The sequence below is a fragment of the Phocaeicola coprocola genome (assembly GCF_041333015.1).
GTDB lineage: Bacteria > Bacteroidota > Bacteroidia > Bacteroidales > Bacteroidaceae > Phocaeicola > Phocaeicola coprocola.
Genome location: NZ_JBGKGM010000004.1, coordinates 684263 through 701330, shown reverse-complemented (window position 1 = coordinate 701330; position 17068 = coordinate 684263). Strand labels below are relative to the sequence as shown.

Annotated in this window: 10 protein-coding genes; all 10 read left to right on the top strand. The window is 52.8% G+C overall.

All coding sequences use genetic code 11. The features are described 5' to 3' along the window. Positions 1-79: 79 nt before the first annotated feature. Complete coding sequence (ltrA, locus tag ACDG22_RS13740) at positions 80-1888, top strand: group II intron reverse transcriptase/maturase (RefSeq protein ID WP_118047455.1); 1809 nt, start codon at positions 80-82, stop codon at positions 1886-1888. A 267-nt stretch (positions 1889-2155) separates the two neighbouring features. Continuing rightward, a complete protein-coding gene (locus ACDG22_RS13735; protein WP_040311825.1) occupies positions 2156-2569 on the top strand; it encodes a hypothetical protein in 414 nt (137 codons plus the stop codon). A 174-nt stretch (positions 2570-2743) separates the two neighbouring features. After that, the gene (locus ACDG22_RS13730) at positions 2744-3685 is read left to right on the top strand and encodes a ComF family protein (protein ID WP_117866896.1); all 942 of its coding nucleotides are present in this window, start codon (positions 2744-2746) and stop codon (positions 3683-3685) included. Between the two features lie 222 nt (positions 3686-3907). Then, on the top strand, positions 3908-4261 hold the full coding sequence (locus tag ACDG22_RS13725) for a helix-turn-helix domain-containing protein (RefSeq protein ID WP_237468097.1): 354 nt from the start codon (positions 3908-3910) through the stop codon (positions 4259-4261). Then, complete coding sequence (locus tag ACDG22_RS13720) at positions 4245-4661, top strand: helix-turn-helix domain-containing protein (protein WP_370859006.1); 417 nt, start codon at positions 4245-4247, stop codon at positions 4659-4661. The genes ACDG22_RS13725 and ACDG22_RS13720 overlap by 17 nt, the downstream gene beginning before the upstream one ends. A 177-nt stretch (positions 4662-4838) precedes the next feature. Next, positions 4839-6713, top strand: coding sequence for a DUF4099 domain-containing protein (locus ACDG22_RS13715; RefSeq protein ID WP_370858936.1), 1875 nt, complete (start codon positions 4839-4841; stop codon positions 6711-6713). 147 nt (positions 6714-6860) lie between these two features. Next, a complete protein-coding gene (locus ACDG22_RS13710) occupies positions 6861-8996 on the top strand; it encodes a type IA DNA topoisomerase (protein WP_370858935.1) in 2136 nt (711 codons plus the stop codon). 223 nt (positions 8997-9219) lie between these two features. Next, positions 9220-9669 (top strand): DUF1896 family protein, encoded by a 450-nt coding sequence (locus ACDG22_RS13705; RefSeq protein ID WP_370858934.1) that lies wholly within the window; start codon positions 9220-9222, stop codon positions 9667-9669. Continuing rightward, positions 9659-15730: an N-6 DNA methylase gene (locus ACDG22_RS13700; protein ID WP_370858933.1), complete on the top strand. Its 6072-nt coding sequence runs from the start codon at positions 9659-9661 to the stop codon at positions 15728-15730. Before ACDG22_RS13705 ends, ACDG22_RS13700 begins: the two co-directional genes overlap by 11 nt. Positions 15731-15962: 232 nt before the next feature. Then, entirely contained in the window at positions 15963-17060 is a 1098-nt protein-coding gene (locus ACDG22_RS13695) for a toxin-antitoxin system YwqK family antitoxin (protein WP_270230903.1), read from the top strand. The last annotated feature ends 8 nt before the right edge of the window (positions 17061-17068 follow it).

The following is a 17068-nucleotide window of genomic DNA, read 5'->3' as shown; positions in this document are numbered from 1 at the left end:
GAGCAAGGGAAAGCCTTGTACATGGCGAAGGGAAGTAGTCTGTAACTTTAATACAAACAACGGAAAACGTGAGAGACGTATGAGAAATCCAGAGCAAGTATTAAACATTTTAGCTGGACACAGCAATGAGCCCGAGTATAAATACGAAAGGCTTTACCGTATTCTATTCAATGAACAGATGTTCTTTGTCGCCTACCAACGTATGTGTGCAAAGCCGGGCAACATGACACCCGGCACAGATGGCAAAACTGAGGATGAAATGAGCATTGACAGGATAAACAAACTCATAGAGAGTATAAAGGATGAGACTTATAGTCCCAATCCTGCAAAGAGAACTTACATTCCGAAAAAGAATGGGAAGATGCGTCCGCTAGGAATACCGTCTTTTGAAGACAAATTGGTTCAAGAGGTAGTAAGAATGGTGCTTGAAGCCATATATGAGGGACACTTTGAGTGGACATCGCACGGTTTCAGACCCAACCGAAGCTGCCACACAGCACTGAAAAGTCTACAAAACAATTTCAACGGTGCAAAATGGTTCATTGAGGGAGATATAAAAGGCTTCTTTGACAACATAGACCATAATGTGCTGATAGAAATAATGAAAGGCAGAATAGCAGACGACAGATTTCTTCGTCTGATACGGAAATTCCTCAATGCAGGGTACATGGAAGAGTGGCAATTCAACAAGACTTATTCAGGGACACCGCAAGGTGGTATCATAAGCCCTATTTTGGCAAACATATACCTAGACAAGTTCGATAAGTACATGGATGAATATGCCAACAAATTCAATAAAGGGACAGCAAGAAGCCGCAACAAGGATATTTGCAAACTCAACAGCAGAGTACACTACCTAAAACGTAGGATAAATGAAGTAGAGGATGTAAACGTAAGAACAAGGATGGTAGAAGAACTGCACGAAAAGCAGAAGCTGATACTTACAATGCCAAGTGGCAATGATATGGATGTAAACTTTCGCAGGTTGAAATACGTGCGCTATGCCGATGATTTCCTTATCGGAGTTATCGGAACGAAAAACGAATGTGAGAGAATCAAAGCTGACATCACTAAGTTTATGCAGGAAAAGTTAAGACTGGAGATGTCACAGGAAAAGACTTTGATTACAAATGCACAAGACAGCGCAAAATTTTTGGGTTACGAAATATATGTCCGTAAAGACTATGCCACAAAGAGAAACAGTAACGGAACAGTGCGCAGATACTTCAATGGGAACGTGATATTGCACGTTTCAAGAGAAGTAATCAAGAACAAGCTGCTCAGCCTCGAAGCCATGAAAGTTGTCACCAAACACGGCAAGGAGACATGGGTGTCAAAAGGCAGGACTTATATGATTGACAATGAAGCGCACGAGATTGTATCTCAGTTTAATACCGAAATACGAGGGTTCTACAACTATTACTCAATAGCAAACAATGCATCGGCTTTGGGACGCTCTTTCGGCTGTATTATGAAGTTCTCCATGTACAAAACTCTTGCTCAAAAGCTGAATATGTCAGTGAGAAAAGTCATTGAAAGATACCGCAAGGACAATCTCTTTGCAGTGCCTTTTGTAAACAAGGGAGGAGAAACCAAGTACAGGGTATTCTATAATGAGGGGTATGCCCGTAAAACGGATTGTGAAACAGCCCCAAGTGACAATCTGCCGTACATGTTCAAAACGCCATCGTTGAGTCTGATAGAAAGGCTTACAACAAAAACGTGCGAACTATGTGGCAAGCACGGAGAAGTGGTAATGCACCATGTCCGCACACTCAAAGAGTTAAAAGGTAAAAATGACTGGGAACGCAAAATGCTCTACATGCACAGAAAGACTTTGGTTGTATGTGCGGAGTGTAACGCAAAAATCCAGAGATGTGTCAAGTAAGATGATGTTACAGATGGAGAGCCGTATACATGGAGACGTGTAAGTACGGTTCGGGGGCAGGCAAACGAAAACCTACCGCTGTAAAGCGGAAAGGCGTTGTTTGCCGAGCCTACGTATAACTAATGAAAAGATACGTGAAGATATGAAGGTTTTAGCAAGTAAACTTACCAGTATAGAAGATGTTGCATTGAAGAGTAATGTAATATAGACGATTGGTTGTTCTTGTTTCAAACATTCCTGATTAACGGTAAGAACAAAAGATATGCTATGATAAAGATTGGAAATTTTGAAATCGAATATGACCGCAATGCTCCGGAAAGGGTTGCCGTGAAAATAGAAACGGACAAGAACGGAGAAGTATGGCTTTCGAAATGTGACATCGCACGGGCATACGATGTGTTCGTACAGTCAGTGAATGCCGGACTGAAATCTCTGGCAAAAACAGGGGATTTTGACGAATACACGGATGTACGAGTGGAACATTTCATCTATAACGGAAAAAATTGCAGCACTGACCTTTACGGATTGAAGACTATCGTCGCACTGGGATTCCGCATGAAAGGACTGAAGTGCGAGGCGTTCAGAAAATGGGCGGCACGGAGGCTGGCGGAGTCATTTGAGGCAAAAAAGAATACGGTCATTCTCTGTATGACCGGTGAAAAGAGAAAGGGCTTGAACTGAAACCGCCGGATATGACGGATATGCGTGTCGGGGCAGTCTTTTTTGCAGGAGGCTGTCCCGACACGTGTTTGTATAAGCTAAAAAATGTGAAACTGCAAAACATACTTATCTGTAAACCGATAATAATGTGTAACTTATCTCCATCTTAAACCTGTAATTAAAGATAGAAACGGTATGGTGGAGGAATTTGACCTGCTTGAAGAGGTGGAAGTGCAGTTCTGCGATGAGGAATGCACGGAGTCGGTATGGCACGGAGTGGAATACAGCGAAAGCTTGTTTTGCCGGGAGAAACCGAAGTCGGAACTGACGGTAGTCATCAAAGAGGAAGGCATGATGTACTTCCTGACTACTGACATGAAGGAGTTTGCCGGCCTGTGCCGGAAACACGGGTGGTACATCGTCTCGCACCAGCGGTTCAGCGAGGCGATGGAAATCGGCATGTGCCTGATGGAAGCCGGGAAACATGCGGGATGGTACTCGCTGGGCAGGTCGAAGGAATGGAATGCCATGATGAGGGATGTGCTGAACTTCACGTTTGAAAGGGAGAAGAAAATGGACTTCTATCCGTACGAAACGATGTTCAAGGGAGAAGTTCTTATAGACGGATGCAGGTGCCACTACCTGCATGACTATTACCCAACGAAAATTGAAAAGACGGACGAACACCAGAAACGGGTAAGCAACCTGATTTTCCGTTTCAAGGAAGGAGGACACTGCGGCGAGCTGGTCGCACGGATACTGGTACTGTGTCTGAAACATGCGGGGTTCAACGGTACGAAGGAAGACACGGTACTGATACCTATACCCGCATCGACGAGGGAAAGACAGCGGAAACGCTTTCCGGTAGTGTGCTATTACCTGTCGGAATGGCTGGGCATTACGGACGGTTTCAAGGCCATCTGGATAGAGGAAGACCGCAAGCAGCTGAAAGGAAAGGGAAAGGATAAAGACATATTGCGGAACCTGCAATTCACACGGCGGTATATCAGAGGAAAGAATGTTGTCCTGCTGGATGATGTACTCACGACCGGGGAGAGCTTCAGACAGCTGCAACGAAAGATGAAACAACTGGGAGCATTGTCGGTTATCGGAGTGTTTCTGGGGAAAACAGTGTAGCTTGATTCTATTACATATTTAATGACTGACCGATTAGGCGGCTTCATCCGTGCTTCATGCCGGGCGGAGCCGCCTTTTTTTTGTGCCCGTATGTGAAGAAACAGGGCACTTGTGGAAAGAATTACAGGAAATTTCGGGAAAATCATTCCCTACTATGGAAATACTATGGATTGTGCCTGCACGGAGTTGCGCACCTTTGCAGCGTAACCAATACGGAATAATATGGAAATAGTAACAATGGACAACGAGGTCGTGAAAACGATGATGGAGAAGATAGACCGTATAGCGGACTATGTTTTCAAGAAAGACAACGTGCCGAAGGAAGAAGCGGAAATCCTGCTGACGAGCGAGGAGGCGGCGGACCTGCTGAAAATCAGCACGAGGACACTGCAACGGATGCGCAAGGACAAGACTATTCCCTACATGATGGTGAGAAGCAAATGCCGGTACAGACTGACGGATCTGGAGGAATGCGTGAGACGGAAAATCGTACACTGCAATCCCAAGACGCTGGAGGAGTTCAAGCATAACTACCTGATGACAAGAAAGGAGGCGGATGATGGAAGGGATTGGTAAGGAAATGTTCGAGGAATGGATGAAGCGCCTCATGGAACGGATTGACCGGCTGGACAGCATCATATCGGTACTGATAAACAAGGAAGCGGCGGGCGTGAAGTACATGGACGGAGAACGGCTGTATGATAATCAGGACCTGTGCGAGATGCTGAGAACGAGCAAACGGTCGCTACAGCGGTTCCGCAGCGAATACGGACTGCGCTACCAGAAAATCAGCCGCAAGACCTACTACAAGGAATCGGACGTGCTGGAGTTTATCAGCCGGAACATGGAAGAGGTGACGCTGGACGGCAAAAAGTTGCTGAAAGTGAAGGAAGGAACGGGAAAGAAAGCTCCGGGCAAAACGGCGAAAGGGAAAAAAGGAGGCAGAAGGAATACCGGGACTGACAAGCACACGTGAAACGGAGGCGAAAAGAGAAACCGGAAGTGGATGGTGAACCGGATGTAAACGGAAAGCTGAGGGCGAGCCTGATGCAAACCGGGACTGAAAAGCACACGTGAAACGAAGGCGAAAAGATAAACAGACCTGCACGGGAATACCGGCGGGACTATCATCAAACAATAAAAAAATCAATCAATGGAACAGAAAAAGAAAAAGCAAGAGAATGTACTGGTCGTCCGCGATGAGAAGACGGGCGAAATCAGTGTGGTTGCCGGACTGGATGCCAGGGGCTATCCTAAGAGGGCACAGGCAAAGGCGGAACACTCGCAGGAGTTTTTGCGCTTTGACCGCCACGGGGATGCGATAGATAATTTCTTCAAGAATTTCTACCGCCAGTGCAAGGAACCGACAAGATTCGGTTTCTACAGGGTGGCAGCGGACATGGTGGAAGCACTGCTTCCGGTTATCAAGGACCTGCTGAGAGACCCTGCGGCAAATGCAGAACTGCTCGCTCCGCACAAGGTGGATACATCGGCGTACCAGCAAGCTGAGGAACAGCAGACTACAGAGGAGGCGAAAAAGGAAAATGCCGGGACGGAGACTGAGGAACAGCAGGCTGCGGAGGAGGTGAAAAGAGAAAATGCTGAAACGGAGACTGAGGAACAGCAGACTACGGAAGAGGTGAAAAGAGAAAATGCTGAAACGGAGACTGAGGAACAGCAGACTGCGGAAGAGGTGAAAAAAGAAAATGCTGAAACGGAGGCTGAGGAACAGCAGGTTGCGGAGGAGGTGAAAAGAGAAAATGCGGAAGAAAACAATGTGGAACAGAAAACAGACGAGAAAATGGAAAAAATGAAACTGAAAAATCAGGAACAGCAACCGCAGGCGGCAGAATCGCAGGCGGTACAGGGACAGCAGCCTGCACAGGAAGGGCAAGCGCAGGCAAAACCGGAGAAACCGAACCTGATAGCGGACGGCGACGTGGACTGGAAGGAACTGGAACGGTTCGGGGTGAAAAAAGATAATCTGTCTGAAAAGGACATGAAAGCCCTGATGAACTATGGCAAGACAAATCTGGTGACGGTGAACCCGACCTTCGGCGGAGATAGTTATGAGCTGCAAGCCCGACTATCGTTTCAGAAGACGGAAGACGGCAAAATGAAGCTCGCACCCCATTTCGTACGCCATGAGCCGAGGCTTGACATCCCCTACAACGGCTACACTTTCACGGACGAGGACAAGAAGAACCTGAAGCAGACGGGTAATCTGGGCAGGTTGGTGGATGTGGCAGATACGAAAACCGGTGAGATGCGTCCGTCGTACATCAGCATCGACCGCCTGACGAATGAAATCGTGGACATTCCGGCAAGCAAGGTACGCATCCCGGACAGAATCGGACTGACGGAACTGTTAAAACCGGAACAGGACATCCTGCGTGCAGGACTGGCACTGCCCAAGGAGGTAACGCTGAAGAACGGGCGCAAGTTTGAAGCCGTGTTGCAAGTGAGTGCGGAGAAACGCGACGTGGAGTTTGTGCCGGAGCATCTGTGGCAAGGACAGTCGCAACGACGCGGAAACGGACAGGAGAAAAAACAGAAAAGCCCGGAAGCCCCGGATGCTACCGGACAGCAGCAGAAGGAAGACGGGAGTCAGGAGAACGGACAGCGGCGCAACCGCTCGTGGACGAACGAGGACGGAAGCATACGTCCGATAGGCAAATGGAAGGACGACAAATTCACGGAACAGCAGAAAGCAGACTATGTGGCGGGGAAAGTTGTGGTACTTGCCAACGCAAAGGACGACCAGGGACAACCCTGCACGAAGTACCTGAAGTTCGACCGTGAGAAAGGCAGACCGCTGACCTATTCGGAAAACCCTGACCTGGCACAGACCGTTGCCCCGTCGAACGAGAGCCGCACACAGCTTGCGGTGAACAACGAGGGCAAGACGAACGAGGCCACCAGACATGTGAAGGAGCCGCTTCAGCAGGGACAGACCGCCCCGAAGGACGACACCCAGAAACAACAGCAGGAAAAACCGAAGAAAAGCAAAGGCATGAAGGTATCCTGAGTGCCACCACTAAATCCATTACAAGAGAATAAACAACGGATTGAAACGGGGCCTCATGCGCCATGTACCGCATATTCCACGGATAACCGGCGTACCCCGTTCCACTCCACAAGGAACAAAAGTATCAATGATTAAAACAGAAAATGTATGATTACCATATTGGCAGAAAAACCGAGTGTGGCGCGTGAGATAGCACGCATCGCCGGAGCAACAAGAAAGGAAGAAGGATTTTATACAGGAAACGGATACCATGTGACATGGGCACTGGGGCATCTGGTACAACCTGCCCTGCCTGAGGGCTACGGCTTCAAGGGCTTCCGCAGGGACAGCCTGCCGGTGATACCGAAGGAGTTCATGCTGATACCCCGCCAGGTAAAGACGGACAAGGGCTACAAGGCGGACGCGGCAGCGGTGAAACAGATAAAGGTGATAACGAAACTGTGGAACGAGAGCGACGGCATAATAGTGGCAACGGACTGCGCACGCGAAGGGGAACTGATATTCAGATACCTGTATGCCTATACGGGCTGTACGCTGCCCTTCCGCCGCCTGTGGATAAGCTCGCTTACGGATACCGCCATCCGCAAGGGATTGAAGGAACTGAAGGACGGGCATGAATATGACGACCTGTATCTGGCGGCAAAGGCACGCAGCGAGGCGGACTGGCTGGTGGGCATCAACGGCACGCAGGCGCTGACCGTCGCCGCCGGGCGGGGAACGTATTCCGTGGGACGCGTACAGACACCCACGCTGGCAATGGTCTGCAAGCGGTACCGGGAAAACAGACGCTTTACGCCGGAGCCGGTACACCAGCTGCATTTCTCCGTGCCATCGGCAAATGCGGGTACGGTGGTGAAATTCGCTTCCGTGAAGAAATGGCAGGACAAGAACGAGGCAGCTATACTATATAATAAGGTAAAGGCGAAGATGTGCGCCACCGTCACCAAGGTGGAAAAGAAGGAGAAGGTGGAGAACCCGCCGCTGCTGTACGACCTGACCACACTGCAAAAGGAAGCGAACACGAAGCACGGATTCACGGCGGAACAGACGCTGGAGCTGGTACAGAAGCTCTATGAAGCGAAGCTCGTCACCTATCCGAGAACATCGAGCCGCCATATTCCGGAAGATGTGTTTGCTGAAATACCGCTGCTGTTTGAACGGCTGGCAGGACACTCCACACTTTCGGATAAAATCGTGAACTTGGACGGACTGAACCGCCGGAGCGTGGACGCCTCGAAAGTAACCGACCACCATGCCCTGCTGGTGACGCCGAACCGACCGCTCGCCCTCTACAAGAACGAGCAGATTATCTACGACATGATTGCCGGACGCATGGTAGAGGCATTTTCGGAGGAATGTGTGAAGGATACGGCTACCGTAGTAGCGGAGGTGGTGCCGGACTCAGGCGAAAGATGCGAGGGCCTGACATTTGAGGCGAAAGGCTGCATCGTGCGCAAGGCAGGCTGGCGCGGCGTGTACGGAGAGTATGGTGAGGACAACGGGAATACGGCATTGCCGGACTGGACGGAAGGTGACACACTGGTGATGGCGGGATGCTCGATGAGTTCGGGCATGACCCGACCGAAACCGCTGCATACGGAAAGCTCGCTGCTGGCAGCGATGGAAACCGCCGGGCGTGATGATGTGGAGGATGAGGAGGCACGCCAGGCCCTGAAGGACTGCGGCATCGGCACACCCGCCACCCGTGCGGCCATCATCGAAACGCTGATCAGAAGGGAATACATGGTGCGTGTGAAGAAATCGCTGGTGCCGACGGAGAAAGGACTCGCCCTGTATTCCATTGTAAAAGACATGGACATCGCCAATGTGGAGATGACCGGACGCTGGGAAGCGGAACTGGCGGAGATTGAGAAAGGAAAGACCCCGCACGAGGCTTTCATGAGGGACATAGAAAGCTATACCCGCAAGATTACCACAGACCTGCTTGCGTGTGACCGTATTTTCGGACACAAGGCATCGGGCTGTACCTGCCCCAAATGCGGCAAGGGCACGATGCAGTTCTACGGCAAGGTGGTGCGCTGCGACAACCCGGACTGCTCCCTGCCCGTATTCCGCCAGATAGCCGGAAAGACACTTTCCGACGGGGAGATGACCGATTTGCTGGCAAAAGGAAAGACGGAAGTCCTCGGCGGCTTCAAGAGCAGGCAGGGCAAGCCGTTCAGCGCGGCGGTCGCTTTCGATGCGGATTTCAACACGAACTTCATCTTTCCCGAAGCCAAAGGCGCAAGAAAAGGCACGAACATGAAAGGAAAACGAAAATAATGCGTAACTTCGCCACTGGTTCATGTCATAATCTGTTTCAACCTGGTTGTACTTTTTATTTACATGGATTTAGTGGTGACTGATTGTCGGCTGCACTCGGCATAGTTCTGACAAGTCCGACTCTGCCCTCATTTGCACGACAATTAGTGGCGGCACCCGGAGGGATACCGGGTGCCTTTTTATTTCCTTTCCAAAATCATTCACCCACTAAATCCATAAGAAAATGAAACAGAACAAGAACATCGCTCCGGCGGAGCTGTCCTACTACGGGCTGTATCTGCTGGACTATCTGAGAAAATATCATCCCGACAAAGTATCCGACACCGGTCTTATCTCCGGGCGCGAGGAAGCCGCCGCCGAGACCTTCGAGAAGGCAAGGCTGGAGGGAAGCTCCACGGAAGCCGCACAGGAGGAAGCCATGCGCATCCTGCTTGAAGGGCTGCACTTCTCCCCCTATGCACTGCTGCTTGAGGTGGTGGAAAACGAGTTTTCCGAAGAGGTGCAGGAACAGGAACGCGAGGCGTTCTGCCGGGAGATATTCCCGCATCTGAAAAACCTGTTTGCCGGCTATCCCACAACGGACGACACATTCGCCCTGTCGCCCGAACACGACCTGCTCTATACGGAGCTGACGGGTGCAATAATGCTTTATCTGGAGGCTTATGGCGTTTAACAAGAAGCAGAGGCTCAGGGAAAACATCGAGGCGATACGGACGGCATTCACGCTCGACCGGGAAGGGCGCACGCCCACCGCACGGGAACGGGCGCTGCTGGAGAGGTACTGCGGCTTCGGGGGACTGAAGTGCATACTGAACCCGGCACGGGAACTGACGGATGCCGTACACTGGGCGAAATCAGACCTCGAACTGTTTGCCCCGACGGTGGAGCTGCACCGTCTGATACGGGAGAACAGCCGGGACGAAACGGAGTACAAGCGTTATACGGACTCGCTGAAAGCCTCGGTGCTGACGGCGTTCTACACCCCGCAAGCCATAACGGACACCATAGCGGATGTGCTGCACGACCGCAAGGTGCGCCCGAGGCTGGTGCTGGAGCCGTCGGCAGGCATGGGCGCGTTCATCAGCCCGGTGCTGTCGAACAACCCGCAGGCGGAGGTGACGGCATTCGAGAAAGACCTGCTGACGGGCAAGATGCTCGGACACCTGTACCCGCAGCAGAAAATACGCACGGAGGGCTTCGAGAAGATAGAGAAACCTTTCCTGAACCGTTTCGACCTTGCCATCTCCAACATACCCTTCGGGGACATCGCCGTGTTTGACGCGGAATACGAGAAAAAGTCGGTCATGCACCGGATAGCGGCGAAGAAAGTGCATACGTATTTCTTCCTGAAAGGGCTGGACGCGGTGCGCGACGGCGGTGTCGTGGCATTCATCACCTCGCAGAGCGTACTGAATACGGAAGGCAACGGAGGCACGCGCTACCTGATGATGAAGCAGGCGGACCTGTTGTCCGCCATACGTCTGCCGAACAACCTGTTCACGGAAAACGCCAACACGGAAGTGGGTTGTGACCTGATAATCCTACAAAAGAACATCAACAAAATGGATTTGTCCGAAGAGGACATGCGGTTTACCCGGACAGTCAGAAGCAACCATACCGGAGTCGTTACCAATGAATATTTCCTTGACCACCCGGAACGCATCATCCATACCGAAGCGAAAAAGGATACCGACCCCTACGGCAAGCCCGCCATGATATACACGCACAGCGGCGGTGTGGAAGGTATTGCGATGGATTTGTATAAAATGCTGTCGGAAGACCTGTCGGTACGGCTGGACTTGGAACGCTACAACGGCATCAAGGGCGAAAGACAGGAAGCACGGCAAGAGATGCGGCAGAACATTGCCGTACAGACCGAGGGTATTGAGACGAAAAGAGAAAATATCCATTCGGCTGCGGGTGAACCGGCGAAGGCGAAAAGAGAAAACTCCGCTTCGGTTGCGGAAGAACGGACGGAGGTGAAAAAAGAAAGCGGATTGCCGGATGCAGGTGCAGCGGACCGGACAAAAAGGGAAGCAAACAGTGTGCAGCCGAAAGTACAAGCTATGACCGGCGTGTCGCAAGAAGCGCAAAGCAGACAGCCGGAAGCCCCGGTGATGGATTTGTATGACCTGTTCGGCTACACGCAGGAGGAAAGGCGGCTGGCGGAGCGCGGACTGAAACCGGAGCGGAAGAAGGGCAGCAAGTCCAAGCCGAAGAAACCGGTACAGGCATCGCTGTTCGTGCTGCCGGAGGACGGTACGGGAATGGAAGCGGACAAAGGAAAGACGGAGGCAGGTGCCGCCATTACCCCGGAAGAGGCAAAGGAAATGGAGGAAATCATCCGTGTCACAGCAGAGGTGGAAGCTGCCCCAGTGGAAACGACCGCACCGAAAGCAGAGGACACGGCATCTCCACAAGAGGACGACGACCCGGAGGACGCCGTTTACCGCAGCCTCGACTGGGAAACAAATCCGCCCATCAACGGATTCTATGAAACGATGATGTCGCTTACGCCGGAACAACGGGCGGAACTGCGCCGGCTGGGAAAGACGAAGATGGAAGCCAATGCCGTCAAACGGACAGTCGGGACATCGGAGGCGCAAAGAGAAAAAGTCCATGTGGGGAAAACGGAAGAACCGCAAGGTACTGCTGCCACGGTGGTCTATCCGATAGAAAACGGATTCGAGGCGGAACGCGACAGACGGATAGCGGAAGTGGAGAAAGCCCTACGCGCGGAGGAAGCCGCCCTGACACCGGAAGAGAGGCAGCGCAAGCGGGAGGAGGAAATGATGCCCTGCCCGTACAGCCGACCGCTGGAGCCGCACCTGAAGGACGGCTCGCTGGCATGGGTACACACGCAGGGCGTGCGCTATCAGGTGGGCGTGTTGAAGGACGTGACCCGCTACGGGGCAACCTTCCATCCGCTGGACATGGAGGGTATGCAGAAGGAGAAAGCGCAGCTGTACATCTCGATGCGCGACACCTACGAGCGGCTCTACGCACAGGAGGCGGAACGGCAGGAGGCAAACGACATGCTCCGCCGCCACCTGAACACCTACTATGACGAGTTCGTGATGCGCTACGGCTGCCTGAACGCCAGACAGAACGTGAAACTGCTGATGATGGACGCCTCCGGGCGCAACATGCTGGCACTGGAACGCAGCGAGGGCGGTACGATGGTGAAGGCGGACATATTCGACCATCCCGTTTCCTTTTCGCAGGAAACGACCGTCATGGCGGAATCGCCGGAAGAAGCCCTATCCGCCTCGCTCAACCGCTACGGCGGGGTGAACCTGCCGTATATGGAATCCCTGTGCGACATGGCACAGGCGGACATGCTGGAAGCACTGAAAGGCAGGGTGTACTACAACCCGCTGGCGGGGAACTACGAGATAGCCGACCGCTTCATCGCCGGGAACGTGGTGGTAAAAGCGAAGGAGGTGGAGGAATGGGTAAAGGGACACGAGGGGCACGGGATGCTGCCGCAGGCACGGGAGGCTCTGGAGGCTTTACGCGAGAACATACCCGAACAAATCCCGTTTGAAGACCTGGACTTCAACTTCGGGGAACGGTGGATACCCACGGGCGTGTATGCCGCCTACATGAGCCGCCTGTTTGAAACGGACGTGCGGATAAGCTACTCGGAGAGCCTCGACGAGTATTCGGTGGCGTGCAGCCACAGGACGATGAAAATCACCGACGAGTTTCTGGTGAAGGGATACTACCGCCACTATGACGGGATGCATCTGCTGAAGCACGCCCTGCACAACACCTGCCCGGACATGATGAAGAAGGTCGGCGAGGACGAGCACGGGAAAGACATCAAGGCACGCGACAGCGAGGGCATACAGCTGGCGAACGCGAAGATTGACGAAATCCGGGGTGGCTTCACCGAATGGCTGGAAGAACAGTCGCCGGAGTTCAAGAAACGGCTGACGGACATGTACAACAACAAGTTCAACTGCTTCGTACGCCCGAAGTACGACGGCTCGCACCAGACCTTTCCCGGACTTGACCTGAAAGGGCTGGGAATCACCGATCTGTACCCCAGCCAGAAGGACTGCATCTGGATGCTGAAACAGAACGGCGGAGGAATAGCCGACCACGAGGTGGGCACCGGCAAGACGCTGATCATGTGCGTGTCAGCACACGAGATGAAGCGGCTGGGGCTGGTACACAAACCGATGATAATCGGTCTGAAAGCCAATGTGCGCGAGATAGCGGAGACCTACCGCAAGGCATACCCCAACGCCCGCGTACTGTACGCATCGGAGAAGGACTTCGAGGCGGCCAACCGCGTGCGCTTCTTCAACGACATACGTAACAATGACTGGGATTGCGTCATCATGAGCCACGACCAGTTCGGGAAGATACCGCAGTCGCCGGAGCTGCAGCAGCGGATATTGCAGGCGGAGCTGGATACGGTGGAGGAAAATCTGGAGGTGCTCCGCTCGCAGGGCAAGGACGTGTCACGCGCCATGCTGAGGGGATTGGAGAAGCGCAAGTTCAACCTGACGGCCAAGCTGGAGAAGGTGGAGCACGCGATAAAGTCGAGGACGGACGACGTGGCGGACTTCAGGCAGATGGGCATCGACCATATTTTCATAGACGAATCGCACCAGTTCAAGAACCTGACATTCAACACCCGGCACGACCGCGTGGCGGGTCTGGGCAACTCGGAAGGCAGCCAGAAGGCACTGAACCTGCTGTTTGCCATCCGCACCATCCAGGAGCGGACGGGAAAAGATCTGGGGGCGACGTTCCTGTCGGGCACGACCATCAGCAACTCGCTGACGGAGCTGTATTTGCTTTTCAAGTATCTGCGTCCGAAGGAACTGGAAAGACAGGACATCCGATGCTTTGACGCATGGGCGGCGATCTTCGCCAAGAAGACGACGGATTTCGAGTTCAATGTGACGAACAACATCGTGCAGAAGGAGCGTTTCCGCTACTTCATCAAGGTACCGGAGCTGGCGGCGTTTTACAACGAGATAACGGACTACCGCACGGCGGAGGATGTGGGTGTGGACAGGCCGGACAAGAACGAGATACTACACCACATATCCCCCACACCCGACCAAGAATATTTCATCAAGCAACTGATGGAATTTGCCAAGACGGGCGATGCGACATTGCTGGGCAGGCTGTCGCTGTCGGAAACGGAGGAAAAGGCGAAGATGCTCATCGCCACGGACTACGCGCGGAAGATGGCACTGGATATGCGCATGATAGACCCGGAATACGAAGACCACCCGGACAACAAGGCAAGCCACTGCGCCAAGATGATAGCGGAGTATTACCACAGATACGACGCACAGAAAGGCACGCAGTTCGTATTCTCCGACTTGGGTACTTACCAGCCGGGCGGGTGGAACGTATATACCGAAATCAAGCGCAAGCTGGTGGAAGATCACGGCATACCGGCACACGAGATACGCTTCATACAGGAATGCAAGAGCGAGAAGTCAAGGAAAGCGGTGATCGAAGCGATGAACGAGGGATATGTGCGCGTACTGTTCGGCTCGACCTCGATGCTTGGCACGGGCGTGAACGCCCAGCGCAGGGCGGTGGCCATCCACCACCTGGACACGCCGTGGCGTCCGTCCGACCTCGCCCAACGTGACGGACGGGCGGTGAGAAAGGGCAACGAGATAGCGAAGCTGTATGCCGGAAACCGGGTGGATGTCATCATCTATGCGGTGGAGAAGTCGCTGGACTCGTACAAGTTCAACCTGCTGCACTGCAAGCAGACGTTCATCAGTCAGCTGAAGAGCGGCGCGATGGGCGCGAGAACCATAGACCAGGGAGCGATGGACGAGAAATCAGGCATGAATTTTTCGGAATACATGGCTATCCTGTCAGGGAACACCGACCTGCTGGAGAAGGCGAAGCTCGAAAAGAGGATAGCCTCGCTGGAGGGAGAGCGCAAGTCGTTCCACAAGGGCAAGCGCGAGTCGGAGCTCAAACTGGAGACCAAGACCGGGGAACTGAACGGGAACACGGCGGCCATTGAAGCCATGACAGAGGACTGGAACAGGTTCCTTGCCGCTGCCCGGACAGACAAGGATGGCAACCGACTGAATGGGGTCAGGGTGGACGGCGTGGACTCCACCGACGAGAAGGTTATCGGGAAGCGTTTGCAGGAGATAGCCAGGAACGCCACTACGGGCGGACTGTACAAACCGATTGGGGAACTGTACGGCTTCCCTGTCAAGGTGGTCAGCGAAAGGACGCTCAAAGAGGGACTGGAGTTTACAGACAACCGCTTCGTGGTGGAGGGAAACTACAAGTACACCTACAACAACGGGCATCTGGCAATGGCTGACCCGGTAGCCGCCGCGCGCAATTTCCTGAACGCGATGGAGAAGATACCTTCCACCATTGACCAGTACAAGGCGAAGAACGAGGTGCTGGAAAAGGAGGTTCCGCAGTTGCAGGAGATAGCCAGCAAGGTGTGGAAGAAGGAAGACGAACTGAAACAGCTGAAATCCGAACTTGCCGCACTTGACCGCAAGATACAGCTGGAACTGGCTCCTCCCGCAACGGAAACCGCCGAAAAGGAAACGGAGGGTCAGCAACAGGCCCGACCGACATTGGGAGATGTTACGCAGGTACGCGGTACGGCTGACGGGCAGCATCCTGCCGGTGAAAACATTGCAGACCGGTTCTCTGCCGTACGGCCGGGATTTCAGCCCAAGGATGAGCCCCGGATGAAAGGGATAAAGATGTAGGCCCGATTCTTGCAAGCCGGTCGCACTGCCATGCAGAACGTGATCGGCTTGCCTGTCGTAAAAGCGGAAAAATACGGGAGGAAACTATGACAAAACAAAAAACAGACCGACCTGTCGGTTTTTCCGTTTCTTTGTGTATATTTGCGACCGGACGGCATCCTGACCGGGAATACGGACACTGAAGAAAGAATGAGATTCAAAGAATAGAAATAACCCTAAAGACAATTGAAGTATGAAACGAATGAACTGTTATTTTCTGCTGTTGGCAGCCTCACTGTGCGTTTTACCGCTCCATGCACAGAAAGAATACCCGATAGACCGTATCACAGCCATAAATCTGGGAGACGGCCGTATTCTCCACCGGGAAATTTCGGGCGACAAGCCTCTTGACGGAGAGCACCGCATTATCGACGGCTACCATTCCGCCTATATCCTTGCCCGTTTCAAGGACGGTCTTTACAATGGCGATTACGAAGAATACATCTACAACAAGCTGAAATCCAAGGGTTCCTACAAGGAGGGTTGGAAGGACGGAACCTTCAGGAAATATGACGACGAAGGCAGGGTGACGGAAGAGAAATCCTACAAATCCGGCAAACTGGACGGTGCCCACCGCACATTCTACACAAACGGGAAACTGGAAATGGAACGCTTCTACAAAGAAGGAAAGCAAGACGGAAAGGACGTGTACTACGAGTTTGACGGTACGCTGCGAAGGGAACACAACTATAAGGACGGGAAGCAGACCGGCAAGCAGTATTCCTACATCAAGGGCACATTCGAGCTGAAAGAGACCTCTTACTACAACGAGCAGGGGCTGCTTGACGGCGACTTTGAACAGCTTTACCTGTTCGGCCAGCCCCGCACAACCGGCCATTACAAAAACGGGCAGAAGGATGGAACCTGGGTGCAGATAGCGGAGAGCGGCGACACCCTGCACATCACAACCTATCGTGAAGGGAATGAAGAAGGGCTTCAGGTCCGTTTTGACAGAGAGACCGGTTCGCGGCTCAAGGAATATTACAAAAAGAACAACCGGTATGACGGCCTTTACAGGGAATACGACCCGGCAACCGGAGAACTTGTCTATGAGGCAACCTACGAGTTTGGACGGCTCAACGGCAAGGCGAGGTCACTGGTGCGTGACAACCGGTTCGACTATTGGGAAACCAGCACTTACGTCAACGGACGCCAAACCGGTCCCTTCGAGTCGCGCTACGTGAAGAACGACAAGGTAAGGGAAACCGGAACCTACCGCAACGGTCACCGCACGGGACGGTGGAAACGCTATGACATCAACGGGAAGCTGGAAATGGAATGGGAAGAATAGAAGCTGCG